General features: G+C 74.2%; 24 protein-coding genes. 11 read left to right on the top strand and 13 right to left on the bottom strand.

The window, feature by feature from the left end; all coding sequences use genetic code 11:
- Positions 1-142: 142 nt before the first annotated feature.
- The gene (locus GCU60_RS00555) at positions 143-1462 is read left to right on the top strand and encodes a nucleotide sugar dehydrogenase (RefSeq protein WP_163201691.1); all 1320 of its coding nucleotides are present in this window, start codon (positions 143-145) and stop codon (positions 1460-1462) included.
- A 9-nt stretch (positions 1463-1471) separates the two neighbouring features.
- Here GCU60_RS00555 and GCU60_RS00560 read toward each other — a convergent pair whose 3' ends face one another.
- Positions 1472-2629: an LCP family protein gene (locus GCU60_RS00560; protein WP_204261152.1), complete on the bottom strand. Its 1158-nt coding sequence runs from the start codon at positions 2627-2629 to the stop codon at positions 1472-1474.
- 962 nt (positions 2630-3591) lie between these two features.
- Between GCU60_RS00560 and GCU60_RS00565 the strand changes: the two genes are divergently transcribed.
- Entirely contained in the window at positions 3592-3738 is a 147-nt protein-coding gene (locus GCU60_RS00565; protein WP_163201692.1) for a hypothetical protein, read from the top strand.
- Between the two features lie 43 nt (positions 3739-3781).
- On the opposite strand, the gene GCU60_RS00570 is transcribed toward GCU60_RS00565, so the two are convergent.
- Positions 3782-4411 carry a nuclease-related domain-containing protein gene (locus GCU60_RS00570; RefSeq protein ID WP_163201693.1) on the bottom strand — a complete coding sequence of 210 codons (630 nt, stop codon included), beginning with the start codon at positions 4409-4411 and terminating at the stop codon, positions 3782-3784.
- Positions 4412-4697: 286 nt separating this feature from the next.
- On the opposite strand from GCU60_RS00570, the gene rfbB reads away from it, so the two are divergent.
- From rfbB to GCU60_RS00585, 3 genes are all read left to right on the top strand, one after another.
- Positions 4698-5693, top strand: a complete 996-nt coding sequence (gene rfbB / locus GCU60_RS00575) for a dTDP-glucose 4,6-dehydratase (RefSeq protein ID WP_163201694.1) — start codon at positions 4698-4700, stop codon at positions 5691-5693.
- A complete protein-coding gene (locus GCU60_RS00580; RefSeq protein ID WP_163201695.1) occupies positions 5690-6535 on the top strand; it encodes a sugar nucleotide-binding protein in 846 nt (281 codons plus the stop codon). Before rfbB ends, GCU60_RS00580 begins: the two co-directional genes overlap by 4 nt.
- 62 nt (positions 6536-6597) lie before the next feature.
- Complete coding sequence (locus GCU60_RS00585) at positions 6598-6879, top strand: phosphatase PAP2 family protein (protein ID WP_163201696.1); 282 nt, start codon at positions 6598-6600, stop codon at positions 6877-6879.
- A 25-nt stretch (positions 6880-6904) separates the two neighbouring features.
- Here the strand turns inward: GCU60_RS00585 and GCU60_RS00590 are convergent, their stop codons facing one another.
- The 3 genes from GCU60_RS00590 to GCU60_RS00600 form a co-directional block, all read right to left on the bottom strand.
- The gene (locus GCU60_RS00590) at positions 6905-7309 is read right to left on the bottom strand and encodes a hypothetical protein (RefSeq protein WP_163201697.1); all 405 of its coding nucleotides are present in this window, start codon (positions 7307-7309) and stop codon (positions 6905-6907) included.
- Between the two features lie 165 nt (positions 7310-7474).
- Positions 7475-8113, bottom strand: coding sequence for a sugar transferase (locus GCU60_RS00595; RefSeq protein ID WP_163201698.1), 639 nt, complete (start codon positions 8111-8113; stop codon positions 7475-7477).
- Between the two features lie 144 nt (positions 8114-8257).
- A complete protein-coding gene (locus GCU60_RS00600) occupies positions 8258-8938 on the bottom strand; it encodes a hypothetical protein (protein WP_163201699.1) in 681 nt (226 codons plus the stop codon).
- A 1039-nt stretch (positions 8939-9977) separates the two neighbouring features.
- Here GCU60_RS00600 and GCU60_RS00605 point away from each other — a divergent pair.
- The gene (locus GCU60_RS00605) at positions 9978-10880 is read left to right on the top strand and encodes a hypothetical protein (protein WP_163201700.1); all 903 of its coding nucleotides are present in this window, start codon (positions 9978-9980) and stop codon (positions 10878-10880) included.
- Between the two features lie 57 nt (positions 10881-10937).
- Here GCU60_RS00605 and GCU60_RS00610 read toward each other — a convergent pair whose 3' ends face one another.
- The 4 genes from GCU60_RS00610 to GCU60_RS00625 all read right to left on the bottom strand — a co-directional run bounded on the left by GCU60_RS00610 (position 10938) and on the right by GCU60_RS00625 (position 14382).
- The gene (locus tag GCU60_RS00610; protein ID WP_163201701.1) at positions 10938-11801 is read right to left on the bottom strand and encodes a hypothetical protein; all 864 of its coding nucleotides are present in this window, start codon (positions 11799-11801) and stop codon (positions 10938-10940) included.
- Positions 11802-11951: 150 nt separating this feature from the next.
- Positions 11952-12119: a hypothetical protein gene (locus tag GCU60_RS00615; RefSeq protein WP_163201599.1), complete on the bottom strand. Its 168-nt coding sequence runs from the start codon at positions 12117-12119 to the stop codon at positions 11952-11954.
- Positions 12120-12182: 63 nt separating this feature from the next.
- Positions 12183-13553 carry a sugar transferase gene (locus tag GCU60_RS00620; protein ID WP_163201702.1) on the bottom strand — a complete coding sequence of 457 codons (1371 nt, stop codon included), beginning with the start codon at positions 13551-13553 and terminating at the stop codon, positions 12183-12185.
- Between the two features lie 367 nt (positions 13554-13920).
- Positions 13921-14382: a hypothetical protein gene (locus tag GCU60_RS00625; RefSeq protein ID WP_163201703.1), complete on the bottom strand. Its 462-nt coding sequence runs from the start codon at positions 14380-14382 to the stop codon at positions 13921-13923.
- Between the two features lie 1061 nt (positions 14383-15443).
- Here GCU60_RS00625 and GCU60_RS00630 point away from each other — a divergent pair.
- The 3 genes from GCU60_RS00630 (at position 15444) to GCU60_RS00640 (ending at position 19264) form a co-directional block, all read left to right on the top strand.
- Positions 15444-16526, top strand: coding sequence for a glycosyltransferase (locus GCU60_RS00630; RefSeq protein ID WP_163201704.1), 1083 nt, complete (start codon positions 15444-15446; stop codon positions 16524-16526).
- A gap of 191 nt (positions 16527-16717) precedes the next feature.
- Positions 16718-17836, top strand: a complete 1119-nt coding sequence (locus GCU60_RS21450; RefSeq protein ID WP_163201705.1) for a GNAT family N-acetyltransferase — start codon at positions 16718-16720, stop codon at positions 17834-17836.
- A 186-nt stretch (positions 17837-18022) separates the two neighbouring features.
- Positions 18023-19264, top strand: a complete 1242-nt coding sequence (locus tag GCU60_RS00640; RefSeq protein ID WP_163201706.1) for a hypothetical protein — start codon at positions 18023-18025, stop codon at positions 19262-19264.
- On the opposite strand, the gene GCU60_RS00645 is transcribed toward GCU60_RS00640, so the two are convergent.
- On the bottom strand, positions 19164-19928 hold the full coding sequence (locus tag GCU60_RS00645; RefSeq protein ID WP_163201707.1) for a polysaccharide deacetylase family protein: 765 nt from the start codon (positions 19926-19928) through the stop codon (positions 19164-19166). The two genes, GCU60_RS00640 and GCU60_RS00645, sit on opposite strands and share 101 nt — an antisense overlap.
- Before the next feature lie 165 nt (positions 19929-20093).
- Here GCU60_RS00645 and GCU60_RS21455 point away from each other — a divergent pair, with 165 nt between their 5' ends.
- Positions 20094-21542, top strand: coding sequence for an O-antigen ligase family protein (locus GCU60_RS21455; RefSeq protein ID WP_163201708.1), 1449 nt, complete (start codon positions 20094-20096; stop codon positions 21540-21542).
- A gap of 68 nt (positions 21543-21610) precedes the next feature.
- Here the strand turns inward: GCU60_RS21455 and GCU60_RS00655 are convergent, their stop codons facing one another.
- Genes GCU60_RS00655 through GCU60_RS00665 form a run of 3 tightly spaced genes read right to left on the bottom strand, consistent with a single transcriptional unit; the run spans position 21611 to position 25169 of the window.
- On the bottom strand, positions 21611-22558 hold the full coding sequence (locus GCU60_RS00655; protein ID WP_163201709.1) for a glycosyltransferase family 2 protein: 948 nt from the start codon (positions 22556-22558) through the stop codon (positions 21611-21613).
- On the bottom strand, positions 22555-23664 hold the full coding sequence (locus GCU60_RS00660; RefSeq protein ID WP_163201710.1) for a glycosyltransferase: 1110 nt from the start codon (positions 23662-23664) through the stop codon (positions 22555-22557). The genes GCU60_RS00655 and GCU60_RS00660 overlap by 4 nt, the downstream gene beginning before the upstream one ends.
- Positions 23661-25169, bottom strand: coding sequence for an oligosaccharide flippase family protein (locus GCU60_RS00665; protein ID WP_163201711.1), 1509 nt, complete (start codon positions 25167-25169; stop codon positions 23661-23663). The genes GCU60_RS00660 and GCU60_RS00665 overlap by 4 nt, the downstream gene beginning before the upstream one ends.
- Before the next feature lie 189 nt (positions 25170-25358).
- On the opposite strand from GCU60_RS00665, the gene GCU60_RS00670 reads away from it, so the two are divergent.
- Positions 25359-26354: a hypothetical protein gene (locus GCU60_RS00670; RefSeq protein ID WP_163201712.1), complete on the top strand. Its 996-nt coding sequence runs from the start codon at positions 25359-25361 to the stop codon at positions 26352-26354.
- Positions 26355-26358: the final 4 nt, after the last annotated feature.

Genomic DNA, 26358 nt, shown 5'->3' on the forward strand with positions numbered 1-26358 from the left:
TCTGGTCCGAATGCCTCCCGATCGGGTTGCTCAGGCCGGACCGGGGTGGCATCCGAGGGTGCCGACGCTCTACCGTCCGGAGTGATCAGCGGGGGCGGTCGAGAGTGCCGACCTGCTGTCTTCTCTCGAACAGGAGCAGGACGTGAAGATCTCGGTCATCGGCTGCGGTTACCTCGGGGCCGTGCACGCGGCCTCGATGGCGGAGCTCGGCCACGACGTCGTCGGCATCGACGTCGACCAGCCCAAGATCGACCTGCTGTCCCAGGCCGAGGCGCCGTTCTTCGAGCCGGGCTTCGAGGAGCTGCTGGCGCGGACCCTGGCGACGGGGCGGCTGCGCTTCTCCACCGACTTCGCCGATGCGGCCGGCGCTGCGGTCCACTTCGTCTGCGTCGGCACCCCGCAGAAGCGCGGTGAGTACGCCGCCGACATGCGCTACGTCCAGGGCGCGGTCGAGTCGCTCCTCGGTGTCCTGTCGGCCGGCGAGCTCGTCGTCGGTAAGTCCACCGTGCCGGTCGGCACCGCGGCGGCCCTGGCCGAGCTGGTCTCCTCGAAGGTTCCCGGTGCCCTCCTGGCGTGGAACCCCGAGTTCCTCCGCGAGGGCTTCGCCGTCCAGGACACGCTGCACCCGGACCGCCTGGTCTACGGCCTGCCGCCTGGTCCGGACGCCGACACCGCCCGACGCCTGCTGGACGAGGTCTACGCGTCGATCGTCGAGCGGGGCACGCCCAAGGTGGAGAGCGACTACGCCACCGCCGAGATGGTGAAGACGGCGGCCAACTCCTTCCTCGCCACCAAGATCTCCTTCATCAACGCGATGGCGGAGCTGTGCGAGGCCACCGGCGCGGACGTGAAGCTCCTGGCGGACGCCATCGGCTACGACGACCGGATCGGCCGCAAGTTCCTCAACGCCGGGCTCGGGTTCGGTGGCGGGTGTCTGCCCAAGGACATCCGCGCCTTCATGGCCCGTGCCGGTGAGCTGGGCGCCGACCAGGCACTCACGTTCCTGCGCGAGGTGGACAACATCAACATGCGGCGCCGCATCCGCATGGTGGAGCTCGCACGCGAGGTCTGCGACGGCTCGCTGCTCGGCAAGCGGGTCGCCGTGCTCGGCGCCGCCTTCAAGCCCGACAGCGACGACATCCGCGACTCCCCGGCGCTCAACGTCGCCGCCCAGCTGCAGCTGCAGGGCGCCGTCGTCCAGGTCACCGACCCGGCGGCGGGCGACAACATCCGGCGCAACTGGCCGCAGCTCGATGTGGTCGACACCGCGGAGCAGGCGGCTGACCGCGCGGACGCCGTCCTGGTGCTCACCGAGTGGAAGCAGTACCGGGAGCTGGACCCGGTGACCTTCGGCGAGCTCGTGAAGCAGAAGCGGGTGCTCGACGGGCGCAACGCCCTCGACCGCGAGGCATGGACCGCGGCGGGCTGGAGCTACCGCGCCCTGGGGCGCCGGGCCGGCTGAGGCGCGAATCTAGCGGGGCACCTCGGGCAGGGCGTCGGCGGCGAACTCGTCGGCGTTCTGGCCGAGTGAGTCGTTGCGCAGGTACTGCCACATGCGCTCGCCGGCCGTCCGGTCCAGGTAGACGACGCTGGCCGGCCCCTCCATCCCGGTGCCGAGCACGGGAGCGGTGAAGAACTCGATGCTGTCCGGGGTCAGGTTGCGCAGCGAGTAGGCGAGGCCCACCAGTTCGGTGTTGCCGAGCGTGTCGTCCAGCGTCACGGCGCTGGTCACGGCGAGCAGCGCGGAATCCAGCCGCGGCGGGTCGGTGAAGGTGTCGGAGCTGAAGAGCTTTCCGAACATCGCTTGCAGGTACTGCTGCTGCCGGCGCACCCGGTCGAAGTCGCCGCCCTGCAGGCCGTAGCGCTGCCCGAGGTACCAGCGGGCCTGCTCGCCGTTCAGGTGGTTCGTCCCGGCCTCGAAGGTGTACGGCCCCCAGCTCGTCGTCTCGGCGACCACCACGTCCACGCCGCCCAGGTCGTCGGTGACCTGGATCAGCCCGTCGAAGTCGATCGCCGCGTAGTGGTCGATGCGGACCCCGGTGAGCTCCTCGACCGTCTGGATGAGCAGCGTCGGCCCACCGAAGGCGTAGGCAGCGTTGATCTTGTTCATGCCCCGGCCGGGGATGTTCACCCAGCTGTCGCGCGGGATGGAGATGACCTGGGCGTGCTGGCGGTCGGCGGAGAAGCGGGCCAGCATGATCGCGTCGGAGCGGCCGTCCGGCAGTTCGCCCGGTTCCAACTCCGCGCGGGTGTCCGACCCGACCAGCAGGAAGGTGACCGGGTCCTCGCCCGCGGCCTGTTCCGGGGTGGCGGGTGCGGGGCGGCTGTCCTCGTCGATGTCGGCGAACACGTCGCTGACGCGGTCGATGTTGCCCGCGTAGCGCTCGGTCAGGTACCAGAAGCCGCCACCGATGATCAGCAGCAGGATGGCGGCGAGGACGCCCAGGCTGATCAGCACCCGGCGGAGCCGGCGGCGCCGCGGTGCCGGCGTCTCCTGCTCCTCCTGCGAGAACCCGTCCAGCGGGCCGCGCCCGGCGTGCTGCCCGGCGGCGTCAGGCGCGACGGTGGACCGGCCGCTCGGGGTCGGTGACGGGTCCGCGTGCGTGGGCCCTGGCTCGTCGCTGCTCATCCGTATCCCCCGTCCGACCTGCTGCCGACCGAGGGTACGGCGCGACGGACCGCGATCCGACCGGCCTGCTCACCTCGGGTGAGACCGAGCGGAACGAGAGGGAAGGGTCAGTCGCGGTCGAAGGTTCGGGACGTGCGGGCGAGCAGCAGTGAGCCGCCCGCTGCAGCGAAGGCAGGAGCGGCAGGCAGCGGCGCGGCGAGCGGATCGCCGTCGACGGCGAAGTTGCGCTCGGCCGACGTGGCCGCCTAGTCCTCGTCGGCGAGCCGGATCCCCCGGGCGAGCACGAGGGCGAGCCCGACGGCAAGGACCATCCACACCGCTCCGACGACCACCACTGCGCTCATGTGTCCTTCCTACGGGAGGAGCTCGTCGGCCCCTCGGCTCGAGTCTCGGCGTGGTTTGCCGAAACCCGACAGGAGGTTCTGTGATCACGGCCCATGCCCGGTGCGGGTGGGGTTCATGCATGCTCCCGGGACCGGTGGGGCGTGCCGTGCGGGCGTCCGGTGGCCGACGACACGTGCCTTCCCGGGCTGGAGGGCTGTCGGGCCGGAAGCCCGCCGGAGGAAGATGCAGCCATGCCCGCGGACCGCTACCTGCGCCGTCTGGACGTCCCGGCCGACCCGTGCCCCTTGTGCGGGCGCCGATCCACGATGGTGGAGACCCGGGCCAGGAGAACGGGCTGGGCTCGCGTCGATCCGCGGTGGTCACCGGAGATCCGGCTGTACGCGATGTGCGACGACTGCGGTGCACGCCGTCCTCTCGACCAGGGGAGTGCCGTCCCCCGGTCCGCCGGGGGTTGATCCCGCGGCTGGGCCGGTCCGTTGCTGCGGCTCCGACGGCGGGGTCGGCAGGCGACAAGGCCCTGCCATTCTGTCCACAGGCGCGCGTGCGCCGACACCCTGATCCAGTGACTCTGCGCATTCGATTGAGCACTACTGGTCAGTATGCGGTGAGCTGTCTGCGTGCCGTGGTGGGGATGGGCCCTGATCGTTTGGGCTGCCGTCGCGGTGCCGCTCGCCTGGCTGGTCGATGGCGCGATCCACGAGGCGATGCACCGCGAGCGCCCGCCCGAGGCCGATCCGCCCGACGACCCGTCGACCGGCGCCTGAGACTTCGTGCCGACGGACGGCGCGTGCGTCCACCGAGCGGTCCTCAGCTCCTGAGCGACGCGTGGTCGGCGGTGCCGACCGCCCGCTGATCGGGCACGAATGCCCGCAGGCCGGCACCGGTCAGGGCGGCCACCTGGTCGTGGTCCAGCCGGCGCGGTTGCTCGGACAGCCATGCCGCGAGGCGCTCCCCTGCGATGTAGGTGACCCCGCCGCTCTCCGCGATCCCGTCCGGGAACGGGGACCAGACCACCACCACGGCCCGCGCCGCCCGTGGGCGGGTCCCCGTCGCCGCGGCCAGGCCCCGGGCGACGACGCCCGCGGCCGCAGGCAGGGACCGGTGGTGCCCGCGTGCGGTCCAGGCTGCCCAGGGCGCACCGCTCGGCGTGATGGTGGCGCCCTTGTGGTCCACGGTCACGGCTCCCGGCCAGGCCCTGCTGTCCAGCACGTACACGCCACACGGCCCGACGGCCAGGTGGTCGACCGTCGCACCCCCGGGCAGCGCCACCCCGTGGGTCACCCGCCACCCCGATCGCTCGAACCGGCCCAGCACCTGCCGCGTGCGGCGGCGGCCCTCCGCGCCGTTGGCCCACTGCAGGACGAACGCGGCGGCCGTCGCGACCACCTGGAGAGGTGGGGCGCTGGTGGCACCACGGCCACGTCGGACGGCGGTCATGACGTGTGCTCTCGGGTCCATCGCAGCAGCCTCATCGCTCGCCGGTAGCCGGGACGGCGCGACAGTAGCCGGGGCGGTGCGCCGGAGGACACGGGTTCGGACGGCTGCAATTCGTGACGGCGCGCGGTGTCCCCTGCGGTCCTCACCCGGCGGGAGGAGGGGCGCGCGGGGCGCCCGTGCGGCGGCTGCAGGCCGACTAACGTGTCCCACCAGCAGGATGGCCCGGCGAGTGCTGAACGTGGCGCTGGTGCGGCGACGGATTCGACGGCATAGGAGTCAGCAGACGATGCGCATGCTCGTCACCGGGGGCGCGGGCTTCATCGGCGCCAACTTCGTGCACCAGACGCTGCGCGAGCACCCCGAGTTCGACGTCGTCGTCCTCGACGCCCTGACCTACGCCGGCAACGAGGTCTCGCTGGCCCCGGTCCGCGACGACATCGAGTTCGTGCACGGGTCGGTCGCCGACGCCGAGCTGGTCGACCGGCTGGTGAGCCGCTGCGACGTCGTCGTCCACTTCGCCGCCGAGAGCCACAACGACAACTCGCTGCGGGACCCCTCGCCGTTCCTGCAGACGAACATCGTCGGCACGTTCGCGCTCTTGGAGGCCGTGCGCAGGCACGGCGTCCGCTACCACCACATCTCCACCGACGAGGTCTACGGCGACCTCGAGCTCGACGACCCGGCAAAGTTCACCCCCGAGACGCCGTACAACCCGTCCAGCCCCTACTCCTCGACGAAGGCGGGCTCCGACCTGCTGGTGCGGGCGTGGGTGCGCTCCTTCGGCATCCACGCCACCATCTCCAACTGCTCGAACAACTACGGGCCGTACCAGCACGTGGAGAAGTTCATCCCGCGCCAGGTCACCAACGTGCTGTCCGGGCTGCGCCCCAAGCTCTACGGCGCGGGTGAGAACGTGCGCGACTGGATCCACGTCGACGACCACAACTCCGCCGTGCACGCGATCCTCGACCGCGGCCGCTCCGGGGAGACCTACCTGATCGGCGCCGACGGCGAGAAGAACAACCGCGAGGTGCTCGGCCTGATCCTCGAGCTCACCGGGCAGCCGGCCGACGCGTTCGACTGCGTCACCGACCGCGCCGGGCACGACCTGCGCTACGCGATCGACGCCACCAAGCTGCGCACCGAGCTCGGCTGGACGCCGAAGTACACCGACTTCCGCGACGGGCTCGCCGCGACCATCGACTGGTACCGGGCCAACGAGGCGTGGTGGCGCCCGCAGAAGCAGCAGGTCGAGGCCACGTACGCGGCCGCGGGACAGTGAAGGCAGCCATCGTCGGTGCGGGTGGCCAGCTCGGTCGGGCACTCCGCCGCGAGTTCCCCGACGCCGTCGCCCTCGACCGGGCCGCTCTCGACGTCACCGATGCAGCCGCCGTGGCCGACCACGACTGGGCCGGCGTCGACGTCGTCCTGAACGCCGCCGCCTGGACCGCCGTGGACGCCGCGGAGGACCCGGCCAACCGCGCAGCCGTCCGCGCCGTCAACGTCGACGCCGTCGCCTTCCTGGCCGAGGCCGCCGAGAGGCACGGGTTCGCGTTGGTGCACATCTCCAGCGAGTACGTCTTCGACGGCAGCCACCCCGGGCCCATCCCGGAGGACCTGCCGCCCTCGCCGCTGAGCGCCTACGGCCGCAGCAAGGCCGACGGCGACGCCCGCGCGGCGGCCATCGAGCGGCACTGGCTGCTGCGCACCACCTGGCTGGTGGGGGAGGGCGGCAACTTCGTCCGCACCATGGCGGGTCTCGCCGACCGGGGGATCAGCCCGTCGGTGGTCGACGACCAGATCGGCCGGCTCACCGACGCCCGCGACCTCGCCGCCGGCATCCGGCACCTCGTCGGGACCGGCGCCCCGTACGGCACCTACAACCTGACCGGCGCCGGCGAGCCGGGCAGCTGGGCCGACGTCGCCGCCGCCGTCTTCACCGCCCGCGGCCGCTCGGCCGACGACGTGACCCGCGTCAGCACCGAGGAGTACTTCGCCGGCCGGACGGGCATTGCGCCCCGGCCGCTCAACAGCGTGCTGGACCTCGCCAAGCTCTCCGCCACCGGCTGGCGCACGCGCCCGTGGCGCGAATCGCTGCAGGAGTACCTCGCCGGCGTCCGCTGACGGCCGGCCGTCCCGCCCGCACGTCGACCGGCCAGCCCTGACCACCGGCCGAACTCGCGCCGGTGCCGACCGACGGGTTCGCGATGCCGTCGTCGATCGCGGCCCTCACCGCGGAAGCGGCGGTTCCGCTGATCCTCTACGGGGTCCGGCGGGCCGACGCCGTGGGAGGACTGGTCGTCGTCGTGCTCGGCACGGGCACCGCGATGGTCGGCGCGGCGATGGTCTACCTGGGCGCGCACTGGGTGAGCGACGTGTTCGTCGGCTGGGCGCTCGGCGCCGCCTTCGGCCTGGCGGCGTCCGCGCTGGTGCACGCCATCCGGCTGCCCCGCCGGCAGCCCGGCTGAGGCGGCTGCGCGCTGCCCTGCGGCGCTAGGGGTGCCGGTAGAGCGGGGTGCGGTTCCGGGCGCCGACCGGGGTCGACGGCGTCGGCCGGGCCGGGCCCCGGGACGACGCCTCGGCGGGCGGCGCCGCCGACTGCGGGCCACCGGGGCCGGCACCGGGAGCCCGCTGCCCGGAGTGCCGCCCGTGCGGGCACGTGCGGGGCGCGGCCGCCATCACGACGGCCTTCGGCAGCCGCGACCGGACGGTGCGTGCGTTGGAGGGTTCTGCGGTGGGGGCCTCCACCTCCACCTCGACCTCGACGGCCGCGGCGGGCAGGGCGTCCACGACGTGCGCCTCGCGCTCGTCGGACCGGCGGAGCCACCGGCCGGCCGCCAGCGCCACCGGCAGGACGAGCGCCACCCAGAGGAGAGCTGCCGTCGACAACCAGTCCATTGGTCGCTCGCTTCGAGGAGGGAGTGCGCTCGGCTCCGTGCGGTCCAGTCTGGGACGGGGCCGGCTCATCCGCACCTCGGTCCGGCTGTTCGGAAGGCGCCCTCGGCGCGACTCGCGAGTGCCGGACGCCCACCGTCGCGGCGCAGTGGCCCTCTGCTGCCGAACTCAGCGGCGGCTGACCCGGAGGAACGGGGTCCGACCCATCGCCGCGTCGACCAGTCGGGGCAGTTCGTCGAGGGAGAACCGGCGCAGCACCTGCCCGACCGGGGTGTCCGGGGACGCCTCCCGCGCGGGCCCCGCGGTGGTGCTCGACGTGCGGAAGCGCAGGGGCGCCACTCGACCGCCGTCCGCGTCCGTGCGGGGGTGGCGGACGAGCGCCGGGCCACGGCTGGTGAGCCTGACGGCCACGCCGATCAGCAGCAGCAGCGGAAGCAGCAGCACGGCGACGAATGCGGCCAGCGCACGGTCGGCCGCCCGGGGGTGGTCGACCAGCGAGGCGCCGACGGTCAGGACGAGACCGGCCGCGAGGACGGGCACGGCCGCGGGAGAGCGGGTCACCGCGGCGACGGCGGCCACGGCGAGGCAGCAGTGGGCGGCGACCCGCAGAGCCGGCGCCGGACGCCGACCCAGGCCGTCGCGGAGTGCGCGGGGGCTGCCGGATCGGGCGGCGTCGGGCTGCGGGGAGAGCCGGTGGTGGGCCGAGGCGGGGCTCTGCGGTCGAGGCGGGGCCGTCGTCGCGGTACGGGGCCCCGTGCGGGGCCGGGCGTCGGGCGCGTGACCGAGCGCCCGGTGGAGTGACCTCATCGGGGACGTCCTCACGGGAGTACGCGATGTGCACGAAGGGGAGCGGGCCCGGACGTGGAGTACGTCCCGGGAGATGGAGCCGGCGTCTGGACGACCGGCGGCGGAGGGAGTGGCGGGCACAGCCCAGCCGGGAGCTCCCGCGGTCTAGTCGGGGCGGGCGCCAGGTGCGTGGGCGCCGCCCAGTGCGTGGTCGTCGATGAGCGCGCACATGCGAGCCGAGATCGAGCTCAACGCTGCGGTCAGCGAATGGTTGAGGACGGCGAGATCGGCGGCGTTCCCCCCGCCGTGGCCGGTGCTGCCGCCCGCCGACGTCTGGCAGCCGAGGCCGGCCGAGGTCGACGCCGGGGCCGGCGGCGGCACAGCGGGGGGCGCCGGCGGCGCCTGCTCGGCCGGCGGTGGCGACACGGGACGAGGGGGCGCGGCTGCCGGAACGGACTCCGCGACGATGCCCGGCGTGGTGCTCGTGGTGGCCGCGGCCACCACCGGACCACCGCTCCTGCCGTCCCACGAGGTGGTCTGCACACGGCGCACGGTGACGGGCTGGGGGCACTCCGGACCCGTGCCGGCTGACGTCCGGCGGTCGGTCGTCGAGTCCTGCGCCGCCCTCGCCGCCTTCGGCGCCGCGGTGGACGAGGAGAGGGGGGCGTCCGCCGCCACCGCGGAGGCCGCCGGCACCTCGGCGGCGGCCGGCGTGCCGGCCGGCGGCGCCGGAACGGCGGCGGCCGGCGCCAGGGGTTCGGCGACGGTGAGCCCTGCGGGTGCCGGGGCGGGCGCCGGCGCGCTGCCGGTCGCCGGATCGGCCGGGAGGCCGGTCGCGGGATCCACGGCCGGAGCGGCCGGAGCGGCCGGAGCGGCCGGAGCGGCCGGAGCGGCCGGAGCGGCCGGAGCGGCAGGAGCGGCAGGAGCGGCCGGATCGCCCGCGGTCCCGGTGACCGGCGGGATGTCCTCGACCGTGCCGGGGTCGGTGGACGTCGATCCGGCCGTCGCCGGCGGGACGTGGCCCGAGGGTGCGGCCGGCTCGGCGCCCTCATCCGGAGCCCGAGGGGCTGCGTGCGCACCGCCGGAGGACGCCGTTGGCCGGCCCGCGGCGTTGCCGTCGGCGGCCGGGCCCGTCGTGGGCTCGGGCTCGGGCTCGGGCTCGGGCGCGGGCGCGGGCGCGGGCTCGGGCGTGGGCTCCGGCGCAGGCTGCGGCGCAGGCTGCGGCGCAGGCTGCGGCGTGGGCCCCGAGTCGTCGTCGTCACCGGTCGGGGGCGGAGCGGCCTTCGGAGCGGGGGATGCCGCCCGGTCGTCTCTCGCCGGCGGGGGCTGGTCTCCGGTGTCGGCAGCGGTCGCAGGCGCCTGAGCAGCGGGGGGCGGCTCGGTCGCCGGTGTCGCCCGGGGCCGGCCGCCACCGGGTCCGTCCTGGTCCGGTCCGCCGCGATCCGTGTGCGGCGGCGCGGACGCCGACGCCGACCGGTTCGACGGCCCGTTCCCGTCCGCGCGCGCGGACGGAGCCGTCGCGATCAGGAGCACGGCCGCCCCGAGGGCGAGCAGCAGGATCACGAAGGCGGTGCGGATCACCGGGGCGGCGAGGTGGCGGTTCCCGTCCGGGGTCAGCGCGCGGTCGGCCGACCACGTACCGCTGCCGCCGATCACGGGCACCCCCCTTCGAAGGCGCGATGCTTCCGTCACCCCGAGTCGCATCGGGAACCCTCCGCTCGACGCGCCCGGTGGGCAACAGCAGCGCGCGCGGCGCGGTCCGGTTCCGGCACGCTGTCACCATGGGTGAGCGGATCGCCTACGGTCGGTCGTGAGTGGCGGTCCTGATCGGCCCACCGCGCAGTGCCGCCCAAAACTCCGGGCACACCATCGGAGGAGAACGGTCATGTTCCCGGCCGGACCTGCCGATGACTTCTCCGTGTGGTGGCTCTGGGTCGTGGGTGGACTGGTCGTGTGGTTCGTCCTCGCCTTCGCAGTGGCGGTCGTCATCGGCCGGGGCATCCGCACCGCTGACCTCCGCACCCCCGACTCGACGGGCCTGCTGACCACCGAGGACCTCGCCCGGCAGCCCGCCGCCGCGCGCGTCCGACGTCGGGCCGTGCCGCTGCCCCCGATCGGCATCGCGCTCGCCGCCCTCGCCGTCGGCCTCATGACCGTCGGCTACGGCTTCCGGCTCTCCGGCACCACCGGGCCGCTGGCCCAGGCGCTGTCCATGGACGCCCCCTACTCGCTGCCCCGCCTCTACGTGGCCGCCCTCTTCGGCGCCGCGGCCCTCACCGCCGTCGCCGGTGCCGGTACCACCCGCCGCACCTGGTGGCTGGCCGTCGGCGTCGTGGCCGCGGGCATCGCTCTGGTGAAGGCCGGCAGCACCGTGCACGTCGACGGCATGACCGCGCTCAGCTCGGCGGTCGGCTCGCAGGGTGCGGTGCTGGTCAGCGCCGCCGCGGCGTCCGTCGTCGTCGCCGCCCTCTTCTTCCTGAGCCGCACCGAGCGCCGTGACCGGCGGCGCGTGCTCGGTGCCCTCACCGGCTACGCCGTGGCCTCCGTCGGGCTCTCCGCGCTCAGCACCGTCGCCCCCGGCAGCTGGGCGGTGACCGCCACCTACCTCGAGGAGTCGGGCGAGGCGCTGGCCGGCGTCGCGTTCCTCGTGGCCGTGCTGGTCGGTGTCGCCCCGCGGCTGGTGCTCCCGGCCGATTGGGCGCTGCGGCGGACCGCCGACGCCGAGACCCTCGACGTCCGCGAGGTCCTGCCGGGCCGACCGACCACCGGGGACGCGTTCCGCGGCTGACCGTCGCCGGGGCCTGCGGCCTCCCGGAGGCGGCCGACCGGGCCGCGCCCGGACCAGTCAGTCCCGGCCGCTCATCCGGTAGTACTTGTGCGGATCGCGACGGCGGAGGACGCCCGCGACGCCGGGGAGCAGGCTCAACCGGGAGGGGACCTCCACCACGGGGATCCCGTTGAGCTCCTTGCTGCGGCTCAGGCCCTGGTTCTCCCGGGCGTGCAGCCCGTCGACGATCTCGGTGATCGTCCCGGTCCGCCGGCAGGCATGGACGAACTCGTAGAACAACCCCGCGCTGATGTTGCTCTGCAGGGCCCACGTCGCCACGACGCCCTCAGCCGCGTAGGCGGTGCCGTCCACGGCGTACCCGGTGAGGTAGCCACCGAGCCGTCCGTCGACGATCCCGGCCAGGACGATGCCGCCCGGCCGGTCGAAGCTGCCCAGTCCGGCGATGTACTCCTCGCGGCTTCCCGGCAGCCTGCCGTAGCCGGTGCGCTCGTGGGCCGACAGCGCGACGTCGTAACCCTGCTCCCGCAGCAGCGCCGGCCCCGTGAGCTGCACCATCCGGGCACGTTGCCGGGCCCGCCGCAGGGTGTTCCGGCGCCCCTTGGGCAGCCGCTCCTCGTCGAAGCTGCTGAGGTCGGTGACCAGGTGCACCGGCATCCTCGCGTCGGCGCGGTGCGCGTCCGTCTCGTCGAGCCGGGCCTGGAAGCCCCAGCAGGCGAGGGCCGGACGGGTCGCCTCCCGGGCGGACAGCCGCGCCATGAGGTGCACGGGCCGGTAGTAACCGGGAAGGACCTGGTACCAGAAGCGCCCTCGGTGCTGGACCACTCGCCGGCCCTGGGATGCCAGGTGCTGGGCCGTCTGGGCCTCGCTCGCCACCGGCACCGTCGCCTCGGCGACGTCGCGCACCTCCGCCGGGTCGCCCACGCGCCACTCCCTCCAGCCGGAACCCCCGCCACGATGGCATCCCGGTGGCCCGCGCGGGGCGGTCGGCGTCGCGCCGACGACGGGTGTGCCGGGCGCCGGCCGCCGTGCGGGGTGATCCGCAGGCCCGGCCCGGCTGACCTCCGGCAGGGGTCAGATGCTGGGGCGCACCACGCCGCACCGGCAGGAGTACATGCTCGACCCGCTGAACGGGTCGGCCCCGCTGTAGCGGAACCAGTGCACGTGCCGGACGGCGGTGGAGCGGAGCCGCTGCTGGCGGTCCGCTGTCGTGGCCGGAGCTACCCCCGAGGGCGTGTGCATGCCCGGCAGTGTGCCATCGCCGATGGGTGGTGCGGCAGGGGATACCTGATGTTCTGCCGACGTTCAGCGTCCGGCGCCGCGCAGCACCGAGCTGAACGTGCGCAGGATGATCTTGACGTCCAGCCAGAGCGACCAGTTCTCGATGTAGTAGTTGTCGAAGCGGGCCCGGTCGGGGATGGACGTGTCGCCGCGCAGGCCGTGGATCTGCGCCCAGCCGGTGAGGCCCGAGGGCACCCGGTGACGGGCCTCGTAGCTCGGGTAGAGGCTGCGGAACTGGCTCACGAAGTGCGGCCGCTCCGGGCGCGGGCCCACCAGGCTCATGTCCCCGCGCAGGATGTTGAACAGCTGCGGCAGCTCGTCCAGCGACGTCGCCCGCAGGAACCTGCCCACGCGGGTGAGCCGGGGGTCGTCGCCGATGTTCCACGTCGTGGCCGACTCCGCCGCGGTGGCCGGCCGCAGTGAGCGAAACTTCAGCACGCGGAACCGGTGCCCGTCCACGCCCACCCGCTCCTGGCCGAACAGGATGCCGGGGCCGCTGTCCAGGCGGACGGCGAGCGCGATGACCAGCAGCACCGGCAGGATCGCCACGACCGCCAGACCCGAGAACAGCACGTCCACCAGCCGCTTCACCCGCCAGGCGCGCGTCCGGTACGTGGCCCGGCGCAGCCGCACGAGGGGGAAGCCCCACGCGGTGTCCATCGAGGCCTCGACCTGGTGCAGCTCGAACAGCCGGGGGACGACGAAGAGCTCGCAGCTGAAGCGGTCGCAGGTGCGGATCAGGCTGACCATCTCCGACTCCTTCATCGAGGAGAAGGCCACCACCACCGTGCTCACCCCGCCCCGCTCAAGCATGCGCGGGAGCACGTCGGGGCCGCCCAGCACCGGCAGCTCCCGGGGGCCGTCGAGGTCCGGCGGGTCGTCGTCGAGGAAGCCGATCGGGCGCAGGCCGTACTCCGGGTGCGCACGCAGGACGTCGGCCACCTGGACCCCCACCCGGCCGGCGCCGATCACCAGCGTCCGGTATGCCACCAGTCCGCCCGCCCGCAGGCGCCGGACGACGGCGTAGCCGATGCCGCGCAGCACCACGAGCGCGACCCAGGTGGCGAGGGCGCCCCACAGGAACCGCCACTCCACCGGCGAGGAGAGGTCGGACACCGACGACCACGACATGTGGACGACGACGGCGAGCGCGGCCGCGACGAGGGAGCGGGCGGTCAGGGACGGGAGGTCGTCGAGCACCGAGGGTGACAGGCGGGACCGGTAGAGACCACCGAGGAGGAGCAGCACGAGGAGGGTGCCGGCGAACACGAGGCCCGACCGCGCCGGGACCGGCTGGCCGAGCTGTGCGCTGGCCACGGCTGCGGCGCCGAGGCCGAGTGCGAGGGCGGCGAGGTCCAGGGAGAGGCAGAAGGTGCGCAGGCCGAGTCGGGCCAACCGACGCCAGCCCGCTCGGGCGCGGACGGCCTCGAGCGGTGGGAGCGCGACCAGCGTCCGCGGTCGTCGACCGGCGTCGGGCGAGGGCGGGACGGCGCGATCCGGGCCGCCCTCGGGAGTGCCCGACGGCGCATCGCGCCGTGGGGCGGGGCCGAGGACGGGCCTGCCCGTGTCGGGGGCCGCTCGATCGAGGTGGGTGTGCTGCCGCATGGTGACCAGTCCTTGGGCATGCGCGCCGCTGGGCGCTCGGTGCGAGATGCGGAGCCGGACGGAACAGGTCCGGCGGTGGGGACGGCGGAGCCGTGCCCGTGCGTGCTGACGGGACGTGGCGGCGACGGGGCGGCCACGGTGGATTCGGTCCGCCGGATCAGTCGGGGCGGCTGCCCGGCTGGGAGGTGCCGTCGAGGACCAGGGCGCCGCAGTGCAAGGCGAAGCTCGTCGGGGACTGCGCCACCGCGGTGCTCAGCGCCTCGCTGAGGACGGCGAACTGCAGGTCGTGACCTTCGCCGTGCCCGCCGGAGCCGGACGAGGTGGGCCCGGCGGCGGTCGCAGCGCTGCCCCCGCCGGTCGGCACCGTCGGGGCCGGCGCCAGGGGCGGGGGTGGTGCTTCGACGGGCGCCAGCGGTTCGGGGGCCCGGACCTGCGGCGTCGGCTGGGCGGTCGTGGGGGCGACCGCCGGGACGGGCGCGCTCGCCGTGACGTGGGCCGGGGCGGCGACCGGCGGCTCGGGGGCCGCGGTGGCCGCGGGGGCCTCGGTCCCTCTGGCCACGGGGACGATCGGCTTCGTGGCACCGGAATGGGTGATGGCCGGGGTGTCGGGGCCGGTCACGTCAACCGGCGTGGCCGGGCAGTACTCGGCCGACGCGGCCGTGGTGGGAGCGGCCGGCCCCGTGGCCGTCCCTGGCTGCTCGGCGGGGAGCGTCGCGCCCGTCGGCGCGTTCGTCCCGCTGCCGGGGAGCCCGTCGACCGGCGCGCCCGTGCCGGGTGGGGATCCGGGCTCCGGCGTGCCCCTGGGGCCCGACGTGCCGGGTCCGCCTGGTCCGCCGGCGCCGCCCGGCTGGCCGGCCAGGTCCGGCGCTGCGGGTGTGCCCGACGGCGGGGACGGGTCCGCGGGAGGTGTGACGCCGGCAGGAGGACCCGCGGGATGGGGCGTGCTCGGGACGTCGATGGGCTGCGTGACCGGCGGGGGCGGGTCGTCGGCGGGCGGCGCAGCCGGAGGAGCCTGCGGCGCCGTGTCGGCCCGGGAACCCTGGGGCGGCGCGTCGGAAGGCGGGCCGGAAGCCGCCGGGGCGGGTCCGCGACTCTGCGACGCGGTCGCGGGGGCCCGGTCGGCAGCCGCGGCGGGCGCACCACGCGAGTCGCCGGCAGGCGCGGCTGCTTGCGCGCCACTGGGGATGGCCGTGAGCAGAAGGAGGAAGCCGCCCAGCAGCAGCCCGCCGATCAGCAGTCGGAGGCGCCAGGACGCTCCGGCAGCCGGAGGGGGCATCGACCGTGCGACGGCGTCGGCCACCGGTGTGACTACGTCACCGGTCACCGCGCGCCCCCTCTGCTCCGACTGCCCTGCTTCTTCTGCCCTGCTTCTTCTGCCCTGCCCCCCGGTCCCGTGGACCGCATCCGCAGCGCTCCCGTGGTTCGCACGGTGCTGCTCTGCCGGATGTGTCGGCAGGGCCGATCCGCTCCTTCTGTCACGACACACGGGCCGCCGTCACGTTCCGTAGTGCTCGCGCACGCGGAGCGGTCCGCCAGCTGGTGCCGCTGCTGTCGTCCGATCCCACCGTACGACGGCGGAGGTGCAGGTCGTGGCGGCGATGAGGGTCACGCCACCCGGTCGAGGGGTGCCGGTGCCCCGTGGGGTCCCTCCTCCGGGCGTCCCGTTGGATGATGCGGTCCGTGACGATCACCCGGGGGGCCGGTCCCGCCGCGCGCGGCGCCGGTCGGCGCGTGCTGCACGTCGTCGAGAAGTACAGCAGTGGCGTCGGCTCCGCGATCGCCCAGTACACCCGGTCCCTGCCCGCCGCGGAGCACTTCCTGCTGTCCACCACGGCGGTGGACGCCGAGGGCGACCTGGCCGAGCAGGCCGCGTTCGCCGGTACCTACCGCATGGGCGGCGCGGTGCCGGCCAAAATCCGCCGGATCCGGGTTGTCGTGGCCCAGCTCCGCCCCGACGTGGTGCACGCGCACAGCAGCCACGGCGGCGCCTTCACCCGCCTGGCCCTGCGGCGCGGCCGGCACCGCATCGTCTACACCCCGCACTGCTACGGCTTCGAGCGCCGCGACGTGTCCTGGCCGGTCCGGGCGGCGTTCTGGACCGCCGAGGCGCTGCTCGCGCCGAACACATCGGTCTTCGCCGCCTGCTCGCCACGGGAGCTGGCGCTCTCGCGGTGGCCGCTCGGCCGCACCGACCGCCTCCTCCTCCCGAACGTCGCCCCGCCCATGGCCGGCCCCACCGAGCGGCCGCGGAACGAGGTCCCTGTCGTGGCCGGTGGTGGGCGCATCTCGCCGCAGAAGGATCCCGAGTTCTTCGCCGCTGCGGTCCGTGCACTGCGCCAGGAACTGCCCGGGCTCCGCGCGGTCTGGTTCGGCGACGGCGACCAGGCCGGTCGCGGCCTCCTCGACGACGCGGGGGTCGAGGTGACCGGTTGGCTCCCGCGGTCCGCCGTCCTGGACGAGTTGCGTGCAGCGGACCTGTACCTGCACTCCGCACGATGGGAGGGATTTCCGCTCATGGTGGCCGAGGCCACCGCACTCGGTGTGCCCACCCTCGTCCGCCCGGTGCCGAGCTTCGGGGACGTGCCTGGGGCACTGCGCATGGGCGGCGCCGAGGACCTGGCACCGGCACTGGGCTGCCTGCGCGATCCGGAAGCCGCCAGGTCGAACACCCTGGGATGGCAGGAACACCTGGCGGGCAACACCGTGCCCGTCCAGGCGGAGGCGCTCGCGCGGGTCTACCGCGCCACGGCCACCCGCGGCTGAACCTGAGGAGCTCACCAGTTGGGGCAGCACGAGCATCGGGACACCGCCCTGCCGGTCGGTGGATTCCTATGGTTCAGGACGTGAACGTCGAGCCGAGCCGCCGAATCGCACCGCAGGGCGCGCGGAGCCCAGGCGGGAGGACCCGTACCGCTGCCCGTCGCGCGAGAACCGCGGCATCCCCGACCGTCCCCGTGGTCGACCTCATCCCCCTCCAGGAGGTCGACGAGGAACTGCTGCGCGCCTGGCGGGGGCTCGCGGCGGAGGCTGTCGAGCCCAACCCGTTCTTCGAGCCGGAGTTCCTCCTCCCGGCGGGCCGCCATCTGCCGGGAGGCGCGGACGTCCGGCTGCTGACCGTTCGCCGCGGCCCGGATCTCCTCCTGGCCATGCCGGTCTCCCGGACGCGCTACCGGCGCGTGCCGGCTCTCACCACGTGGAAGCACCCCTACTGCTATCTCGGAACGCCGCTGGTCCGGGCGGGCGCCCTGAACACCGCTCCGGCTGCCGCTCTCCGGGCCCTCCGCAGCGAGCAACCCGGCTGGCTCGCCCTCGAGCAGGTCGGGACCGAAGGTCCCGTCACGACGGCGTTCCGCCGGGCCGCCAACGACGTCTCCGCCACCTGGCACGAGCAGCGAGTCTGGTCACGACCGGTCGTGTCCGCGGGCGACGACGGCGCCACGGGGACGGACAACATGTCCGCCCGCTCGGCCCGCTCGTTACGCCGCCTGCGGCGGAACCTGGAGCGCGACGTCGGAACCGTCGCGAGCCAGGACGTCGCCGCAGCCGCTGATCCCGTGGCGGTGGAAGCGGAGGTGGAGGCGTTCCTCGCGATGGAGATGGCCGGCTGGAAGGGGCGTGCCGGAACGGCCATGGCCAACACCGCCGACCACGCGGCGTTCTTCCGCGAGGCCTGCGCCGGTTTCGCCGCCGCGGGTCGGCTGCGTCTCTGGCGGCTGGAGGCCGGAGACGTCGCGGCCGCACGGGAGTGCCACCTCCACGCCGGCGAGACCATCTTCACGTGGAAGACCGCCTTCAACGAGGAACTCGGCCGGTTCTCGCCCGGGGTGCAGCTCGAGCTCGACGTGCTGGGCGCCTTCCACGACGATGCCCGGGCTCGGTGGCTCGACAACTGCACCGCGGACGTCCCGAGCACCTCGGCACGGCTGACCGCTGATCGTCGGTTGATGGGCGACGTACTGATCGGGGTCTCCCGCCTGGGGAGAACCATGGCGTGGGCAGTCCCGCTCGTCGCCGCGGCGTGGAGCCGGACAGCGGCGCTCCGTCGTCGCGGTCGCACCGCTGACCAGGACTGAGGAAGCGGACAGCCTCCACTCCATGGGGCGATGTCCTGTCCAGGGAGCAGTCCGCCCACTCGGTCGGCAGGTAGCGTCGACGGCGGCCGGGCGACCCACGTCGCTGACCACGGGGAACCCAGAACGGGAGGACGGACGCGTGCGCCACAGTGGTGTGCCGCCAGCCGCCGGCGGAGAGCACGCGCCGTGCTGAGTGCCCTGCGGCGCCACTGGATGCTTGCGCTGTTGTCGGCGTTGGCCACCTTCGCCGGGTGCGTCGTCGCTCTGGCCGCGGTACCCAGCAGCTTCACCGCCACCAGCGTCGCCGCCATGACCCCGCGGCCCGGGTCCGAGGCCAGGGCCGACCTGCTGCTGCTCACCATCCCGAACTACGCCGCACTGGCGACCTCGCAGGCCACCGCCACCGAGCTGGCGGCCGAGTACGGTAGGGCGCCCGCCGACATCCAGGACGCGATCCGGGTGGACAACCCGCCCTCGTCCAACACCCTGCTGGTCTCGGTGAGCTGGCAGGATCCCGACACCGCAGCGCAGCTGGCCAACAGCGTCACCGACGTCATCGTCCGGTCCGCCCGCACCGACCCGGTCCTGCGCGCCGAGGTCATCGCTGACGCAACCGCGCCGAGTGAGGCCAGCTGGCCGCCGTGGCGGGGCGGCCTCATCCTGGGTGCCCTGCTGGCGTTGACCGTCGGCCTGCTCGCCGCCAGGCTGGCCGAACTCCGCCGGCAGCGGCTGGCAACCCCCGAGCAGGTGGCGCGCGTCTTCGCGGAGCGAGGGGTCAGGGCCCCGCTGCTGCTGGCCGCCTCGGACATCGCAGACACCGTTCCGCGGTTCCTCGCAGGGGTCGTAGACGAGGCCGTGTCGAGCCGCCGCAACGCCGGGTCGACGGTCGTCGGCGTGCTGGTCGTCGGGACCGTCGACGCCCAGCAGCTGGCGTCCGTCAGCGCCCTCGCCGCCACCCTCCGGGAGCGCGGCCGCCGGGTCGTGGTGGCGTTGGACGAGCACGATCCCGAGTCGATCCGGCGCAGTCACCTGCGGGAGCGCCGACTCACCGCGGACCGGGCAGCGGCGACGGGTGTGATGTCGCTCGAGGAGCTCGACGGCGGGCCGGGCCGGCGGAAGCGCGCCGGCCTGGTGCTGATCGTCAGCGACCGGCCGGACCGCCTGGCCGACGCCCTGGACGAGACGTCCGTCGGCGTCGTCACCATGGTCATGGAGGAGGCTCCCGTCCTGCTCCTGCGGGCAGGCATCCGGGTGTTGCGGCGGCAGCAGGTGGACCACCTGGCCGCCGTCCACTGGCAGCGCCCCGTCCGTTCCACCGACCAGGCGGTCAGCGACGCGCCTTCCCGGCCAGGGAGTGCCCGAGCCGGCGCAGCGCCGGTGCTCGATCGAGCACCGACTTCAGCCTCGGATACCAGCCACTCGTCTTGAGCGCGAAGGTCCTGGGAGTGTCCAGGGCGTTGATGTCGACCCGCGGAAGCGCGAACGGGCCGGTGCTGTCGTAGATCGCGAAGGCGGCGCTCATCCCCGCATCCGCCACCGCCTTGCGCGCCGCGGCGTCGTGGCTGCCGAACGGGTAGGCGAAGAGTGCTGCCTCCTCACCGGTCACCTCCGCCAGCGCGGCCCGTGCCACTGTCGTCTGGCGGTGCAACTCCGCCGTGGCCAGAGCTGCCATCGAGCGGTGGTCCCAGCCGTGCAGGCCGATGCTCACGCCCATACCGGGCAGCCGGGCCAGCCCCTCGGCGTCGAGCAGGCGCTCGTGCGGCATCTCCGGCATCCACGACGACGTCGCCCCGAGCATCCCCGGCAGGGCGAACAGCACCGCAGGGACGTCCAAGCGGCCCAGCACCGGGGCGGCCACCTCGAGCGTGGAGACGTACCCGTCATCGATGGTGACCAGGAACGACCGCGCAGGCCAGCGGCCCGACCTTAGCCCCGCGAGGAACGACGGCCCGTCCAGCGGGCGGAATCCGCGACCCAGCAGAGCGCGCAGCTGCTGGTCGAACGCCGCCTCGGGAACGAAGAGGTTGTGCGGGTCCTCCGACGCTGGTCGAGTGCCGAAGCCGTGGTACATCAGTACCAAGGGGACGGACATGGGGCCTCCGAGGACTCCGCGGACGATGGCTGAGCGGGGCGCACGGCACCCGCCCCCTCCGGGCGAGACCTCCGCGCCGCAGGGGCCCTTTCCGGTCGGCCGCCACCTATCGTGAGGCCGGATGCACGGCACTCGCGCCTTCGCCCGGTGCCGGAGAGGAGCGTAGTGCCCGTACGGCTGCCGGCCCGGACGTGGAGCGCGCGCGGCGTGTGGCTCGCCGTGGCGACGTTGGCGGGGATGGGCACCACTCTTCTGGTGCTGGTCGCAGGACCGCTGACCGCGGTGCTGCCGGTTGTTCTCGGGCTTCTACCCCTCGCCATCGGCAGCCCGTTCTGGGCCGTGGCCACGTTCGTGCTCGCGCTTCCCCTCGGTCTTGTCGACGGACTGGTGCCGGCCGGGCCGGTCGACCTCGTGCAGTTGGTGGCCGTCTTCGTCGTGGCAGCCGTCGTGCTGCAGAGGGTCGTGGCCGGTCGCCCGCCGCTGCGCTGGCATGCCAGCGCCGGCTGGGCGGTCGTGATGGCGGTGGTGGCCGTGGTGGCCATGGTGACCGCTCGCAACGTGCCGCCTGCCGTGCCACCTGCCGTCGCCCTGGTGGTGGCCGTCGCCTTCGGGCTGGCCGTGTACTCCGCCTGCGAAGGGTGGACGATGCTGCGCCGGCTGATCACTCTGCTCGCGGTCGTGAGCGCCGCGGTGTGCCTCTACAGCCTCGGCGCTGCCGGCGACATCCAGGCCACGCTGCCCGGTGCCGGCGCAGTCGGCGGCCGCGCGGCCGGCATCTTCCAGAGCCCCAACCAGCTCGGCACGTTCAGCGGGCTGATGCTGTTCGTCGGTCTCGGGCTGGCCCTCGGCGGACAGCGGCGGCTGGAGCGGCTCGCCGGCAGCGCATGCGCTCTCCTCTCGGCCGCAGCTCTGCTGGTCACCCTCTCCCGAGGCGCCTGGGTCGGCGCCCTGGCCGCTTCGATCCTGCTGCTGGCACTCTCGCCCCGCGCCCGGCGGATCGTCCCGCTCGTCGTGGCATCGACGGCCGGGGTGCTGCTCACCGTCCTCGCCCTGGCCGCGCCACAGCTGCTGCAGGTGCTGGTCTCCCGTGCTGCGGCGCTGGTCGATCTCGACGCCAACCCCGAGGACGCCCGCCCCCTCATCTACCAGGAAGCAGTGCGGCAGATCGTCGAACGGCCGTGGACGGGGCAGGGGCCCGGCAACTACACGGTGGTGATGGAGTCGGCCGACTCGGCCGCCCCCACGGTCGCTGTGCTGCATGCGCACAATGTGCTGCTCCACGTCGCTGCCGAGGCCGGCCTACCGGCGGCGGTCGTCCTGGTGGCGTTCACGCTGAGTGTCGCGCGAGCGGTTCTGCTGGCTCGTCGCTGGCTCCCGGAGCCCGACCGCGACGTGCTCACGGGCCTCGCGGCCGGCCTGGTCGCCGTGATGAGCCAAGGAGTCATGGACTTCACCCTCGGCAACCCCACGCTGCTGTTCCTCGTCTGGATGGTCGTGGGGTTCGTCCTGGCGGCCACCGTGCGCCCGCAGGCCACGTGGGTGCCGAGCTCCGCGGATCGGCTTCGGTCGGCCGGCGTGACTGTGCCGTCCCCCGCCCTGCGGAGCAGCACGTAGGACATGGCTCTCGGCGATGCGGACCGCTCCAGCACCGGCGACCCGACCAAGGCCCGCTGGACCAGGGGTCACCGCTGCGCCGGGGTGGCTCCCGCCCCTGCCCCGTTCTCCCCGTAGGGCCGGGCCGGGCGCGGGCGCCGCCATGCCTCCTCCGCCAGGCCACGGGCGCCTGCGACGTCCCGGTTGAGCAGCCGGTGGATCACGAGGACCACGAGCATCAGGGCGAACCGTGCTCGCGCCGACCGGCTCTGCGGGAAGTTCTTCTCGAACAGGTAACTTCGATTGCGCACCACCTGGTGGCCGAAGGCACGGCGGTCCTTGGCGTGGAATCCGGCGTTGTCGTGTTCGACCGGCACGTCCCCGAGATAGCGGATGCGTCCCCGACGGGACAGCCGGCAGGAGAAGTCCTCGTCCTCGGCCAGGCCGTAGCCGGTGATCCGCTCATCGAAGCGGACCTGCCGGGCCACCGAGGTGCGCGCGGACATGAAGGCCCCCTGCATGAACTCGATGTCGGTGGTCACCGACTCGTCGACCAGCCGCCGCGGGAAACCGGCGCGGGTGAACGTGCCATCGCGACCGCGGCCGCGCAGCAGGATGCGCACGCGTGAGCCCTTCCCCCCGATCCGGTTGCTCGCCGGCTCCACGACACACCCGGTGGCGCCGACCACGTCGTGCTCGCGATAGGCCGTGAGCAGGCGCTCGAGGGTGTCAGGCCGCACGCGGACGTCGTCGTCCAGGAAAAGCACGACGTCGCCCCGGGCCTCGTCCAGCCCGACGTTGCGCTGTCGGGTCAGGCCACGCGGCGCCGGCACGTGCCGAAGCGACACCAGGCGCCCGCGGTGAGCGGCGACGACGGACCTGGCGCCGCGGTTCTCGTCCCCGTCGACGACGAGGACCTCGAGGGGCGCCAGCGTCGAGGCGGCCAGTGCATCGAGTGCTCGCGTCAACGGCTCCGGCCGCCCCAGTGTCGCGATGACGACGGTCAGGCTGGGCCGGGTCGCCGGCTCCTGGGTCATCGGGCCACCTCCGTGTACAGGTCGAGCAGTTGCTGGGCGGTGCGCTCCACGGTCATCCCGCTCGCGCGCTCGCGGCCCCGTGCGCCCACCGCAGCCCGGGTGGCCGGGTCGGCGAGCAGTCCCCGGATCTCGCGGGCCAGGCCCGCTCGATCCCCACCGGGAACCAGGGCACCGCATCCGCCAAGCACCTCGCCGGTCGCACCGACGTCGTAGCCGACCACGGGTACGCCGAGCACGAGCGCCTCGGCGGCCACGAGGCCGAAGCCTTCCCGGCCAGACCCGTCGGGGCGCGGCATCGTGGGCACGCAGACGACGTCCGAGGCGCCGATCACGGTCGCCGAGGGCCGGTGACCGAGCAACCGCACCCGACCAGTCACCCCCAGCTCCGCGGCTCGCGCAGAAAGCTGCGCGCGGACGCCGGGGTGCTGCGGATCGTCCGGTCCGACGAGCAGGGCCGTTGCCGATGGTGCACCGCTCAGCACGTCCGGCAGCACCTCGAGCAGCTCGCCGTGCCCCTTCGCCGGGTCCAGCCGACCGATGACCGTCACCACGGGCCCCGGGACGTCCAGCTCGGAGCGGAACCGGCCGGCCGCGGCGGCGTCGACGGCATCGATGCGAACTCCGGGATGTACGACCAGCTGACGACCGGCATCGCCCAGGCCGTCCAGCACCTCACGGCTGACCCCGGCCACGGCCCCGCAGCGACGGGCGAGCGCCCGCCCCAGCACACCGTCCAGCGAGACGTCGTGCTTCATCCAGACAACCGGCACCGGCCGTCGGGGCGCTGCCAAACGCGCCGCCACGGCGGAGACCAGTGCTGCCTTCACGCCGTTGGCGTGCACCAGGTCCGGCCGGGCGCACCGTAGCCGGACGGCCAACCGGACGGCCCCGCGGGCGAGGCCCGCCGGGGACCCCGTGGTCTCGACGACCGTGACGGGAAGCGACCGGGTGCGCAGCCGGTCGACGAGAGGACCGGCCTGCAGGGCGACCACGCCGGCCGCCGTTGCGCTGGGCATGGCGTCGAGGAGGTCGGCGAGCACGTTCTCCGAGCCGCCGGGCTGGCTGTGCGAGGACACGAACAGCACCCGGGGCGGCCTCCCGCTCACCGCCCCGCTCGCCGGCGGAGCGCGGAGCGCACCACCGCTGCCCGCTCCGGCTGCCAACGCCGGGCGGCGGGCCACCAGAGGCCGAGGTATGCGACGCCGGCGAACAGCAGCGCCGGCACGACCGGCACCGGGAGCAGCGCGATCCCGAGTGCTGGCAGCAGGGCCAGCAGCGGTAGGGCGAGAGGAGAGAGGGCTGCGACCCCGCCCAGATGTCGCCGGGCCATGACGACGAGGTGCACCGTGTTGACCAGGAAGGCGGCGGTCGTGGTGATGGCCGCACCCAGCGAGGCGAGCGGCGGTAGCAGCGCGAGGTTGGCGACGATGTTCACGGTGGCCGCGATGAGGGTGCTGACCATCGGGACACCGCTCCGGCCGGCCGCGACGAAAGCGTTGCCCAACAGGTAGGCGTAGGCGAACAAGAGCGGCGTGGGCGCCAGCCACCACAGCGTGGACGTCCCGCTCTCGGCGTAGTAGTCACCGAAGAGCAGTGCAAGTATGTCGTGGCCGCGAACGATGGCCAGGCCGGCGAAGGGTATGAAGACGAACCCGGCGACGGCGAGCCCGTGCTCCAGGGCGCGGCGCAGCGCCGGCGGATCGGCTGCCGCGGCCATCGCCGGGTAGACGACCCGGGAGACCGCCCAGGTGAAGAACAGCACCGTCTCGACGACCCGGAACGGTGCGGCGTACTCGGCGACCGTGTCGTCTCCGTGGAACCAGCCGAGCAGCACGGAGTCCGCTCGGAACAGCAGCATCGCCAGCAGCGCGTCGATGCCCACCGGCACCGACCGGCGGGCGGTGAGGGCCAGGTCGGACCTGCCCACCCCTCCCCATCCCGGCCTCACTCCCATCCGGGCGACGGTGCCGAAAAGGGCGACCGTGCCCACCAGGGTGACCGTCAGGTAGACGGCAGCCAGGCCGGCCAGCCCCATACCGGCGGCCAGAGCGAGGACGCCGGCGATAGCCGTGAGCAGACGCTGTCCCACCAGCACGAGAGCTGCGGCCGACTGTCGCCGCAGCACGCCGGCGACGGCTCGTGGGGCGTGGGCGTAGCTCTCCAGGACTGCGGCGGCCAGGAGTGCCACCAGGGTGAACCGGTCGGCCGGCGACGGACGGGTGGCCAGGCCGAACCCGGCACCGACGAGGAGGACCGGCAACGCCAGCGCGGTGCGCAGCATCAGCAGCTGGGCGTACTGGCCAGGAAGCCGGCTGGTGTCGGAGCCGGTCTGCTGGACCAGCAGCGCGTCCAGCCCCCACGTGGGCAGTGCGGCCAGGAGCATGCCGAAGGCCAGCGCGTAGGAGAAAGAGCCGAACTCGCCGGGGCTGAGCTCGCGGACGGCGTACATCAGCAGGACGAGGGTGAAGACCTTGCCGCCGACCTCCGCCAGGGCGAGCACCGCGACCGTCCGAGCCCCGCGGGCGGCGCCGGCTGGGGCCTCCGGCGCAGCGGCGCCGGCCGGAGAGTTCACCTGGGCCCGGGCCGAGACGGCGTCGTCCTGGCCGGACACGGTCCTCCCCCCTTGGTGCACGATCCCCAACTCTAGGCAGCGGGAGACGCGGGAGGGGCTCAGCGGCGGCTTTCGCACCCCGCGCGAGTGAGAGTCGACCAGGGGGAAGGATCCACTGGTGTCAGCTTGGCCGAGAATGGCGCCGATGGGACTGGCACAGCGCCAGCGGGTTCTCAGAGAGGCGCACGCGTGCCGGAGTCGTCACTGCCGAGGATCCTGGCCGTTCTCCGGGCCCGTGCCCTCCTGATCGCCGTCCTCGCTGTCCCCGTGGTGGCGGCCGGGTTCGGGTACGCGGCGACGCGGGAACCGGTGTACCGCTCGGACGTCGTCGTCACGTTCACACCCGCCTATGCGCCGGCGGCCGACAACTCGTTCCTGCGTCTGGTGCGCTCCTACCAGCTGGTGGCGACCAGCTCCGATGCCCTGCGAGAGGCCGAGGGCGAGGCCGGACTCGAGCGCGGGAGTCTCAGCGACGCCGTCACGGTCGAGAGCCCCGGGGACACACTCCAGCTGGGTCTGTCGGTGGTCACGGACGACGCCGGCGACAGCGCGCGGGCCGCCGAGGCCATCGCCGACGTCGTCGTCCGGATCGCCGGCCAGGACCCACTGGTCTCGGCGGACCTGCTGATCGGTCCGACGGAGGGGGAGAACTTGACGCCGCTCCGGCAGAGGCTCGCCGTCGTCGCCGGGCTCGCGCTCGCGGCCGTGCCCGGCGTCCCAGTTGCGCTGCTCCTGGAGGGTGCCCGCCCGCGCGTGCGGGTGCGCGAGGACGTGGCGGAACTGGGAGTGCCGCTGCTGCTCTCGCTCCGCGGGCGGGAACTGCGCCGGTGGGCCGCCGACCCCGCCTCGGCGGAGGTCCCTTCCGGTGTGATCGCGCTGCGCGCCGAGCTGGCCGAGGTGCTGGTCCAGAGGGGTTCGGACACGGTCCTCCTGACCTCGCCGGACAGGACCGCGGAGGCGGTCGTGATCGAGCTCGCCGACGCGCTCACTGCACGGGGTGAAGGGCCAGCGGTGCTCGCTCGACCCGGACTGCTGGTCGAGGAAGACGCCCTCACCGCCACACGCGGGCACCACGTCACCGTCCTGGTGCTGCCGGCCGGCACCTCGCGTGAGCGGGCGGCGGACTGCGTCGAGCTGCTCGGGCGCCGCGGCGCCGAGTGCGCCGGAGCGGTGCTGGTCCGCTGACCGG

It is taken from the genome of Blastococcus saxobsidens (genome assembly GCF_010682065.1).
Taxonomy (GTDB): Bacteria; Actinomycetota; Actinomycetes; order Mycobacteriales; family Geodermatophilaceae; genus Blastococcus; species Blastococcus saxobsidens_B.